The following is a 1,064-nucleotide window of genomic DNA, read 5'->3' as shown; positions in this document are numbered from 1 at the left end:
CCGCGGCGGTGGCCCCGCCACCGCCGCGGTGCTGGCCGAACTCGGCCTGGACACCGGGTCGGTGCCGGCTCCCGTCACCGCCGGGGTCCTGGCCGCGATCGAGCACGCCCGCGCCGTGCTGCCCACCTTCACCCCGGGCCGGTTCCACGGCGACCTGCTGTACTTTTCCGCCCTGCGCGACCGCCGCGCCGGCCTCGACCCCGACGGCGGGTGGCGTCGGCACGTGAGCGGCGCCGTGCACATCGAACCGATCGACGCCGCGCACATCCGGATGACGACCCCCACGGCACTGGCCCACATCGGTCCCGTCCTGCACCGGTGGATGAGCCGCCCGACCGGTTGCCCGGCCACCCCCGCGGCGGGCGTGGCCGCTCGGCCCGACACCCGGGGCGACCACGCCAGCAGAACCGCGCATGGCGACGGTGACCTCGCTGGTTCGTCGGATCGGAGCGCCGCCCGGCGGTGACCGACGCGAGGCGGTATGCGCTCGCCGGATGCTCCCCGGGGCACCAGGGCACGTCGGAGCCCGGGGTCGACCCGCACCGGACCGCCTCGCCCCGCAAGGGGGATACCGATCCGGCCGACGAAGGCAGGCGGCAGCTGCCGACCAGCAGGCCGGTGCCTCGGTCGCCGTCATGCCGTCGAGAGCATCTCGCTCACGGATAGGACAACGGTAGGGCCGACCGCGGTAGGACCGGCCGAGTATTCGGCGACGCTGGGACCACCGGCGGTAGCGGGTGCACGGGTGCGCCGGTCTGCTTGGTATCGGGCCGATGTCTCCTTCACCCTCGGAAAATCTCGACCCGGCACTGGTGTATGTCCTTTCGGAAAATCAACCCCGTCGTGCTGCCGCAGCACCGTTCCGCGGCGGAGCGGTGGCACCGACGCAGGGCAATTTCCGAATCCCCCCGGCCGGTGGGGAAAGTAGTTAGCGTGTGCGGTGTCGTCCGCATCGCCTGCCGGGCGGCACGGGCCATCGCTCCACCGCCCCCCACCACGCGAGCGGTGGCCGACAGTCCCGCCGGCGCGACCACTCCCGCGCCGGCGGGGTTGTGCCCCGCGCC

Annotated in this window: 1 protein-coding gene; it reads left to right on the top strand. The window is 74.0% G+C overall.

Features of this window, described 5'->3' with window-relative positions; genetic code table 11:
• Positions 1-466 (top strand): hypothetical protein (locus tag G6039_RS30160; protein WP_164528201.1); only part of this gene is annotated, 466 nt, incomplete at its 5' end.
• Positions 467-1,064: the final 598 nt, after the last annotated feature.

Origin of the sequence: Rhodococcus aetherivorans, from assembly GCF_011058165.1 — a bacterium.
Taxonomy (GTDB): domain Bacteria; phylum Actinomycetota; class Actinomycetes; order Mycobacteriales; family Mycobacteriaceae; genus Rhodococcus; species Rhodococcus aetherivorans.
The sequence above is the reverse complement of the archived record's forward strand: the minus strand, read 5'-3'. Positions and strand labels throughout refer to the sequence as shown.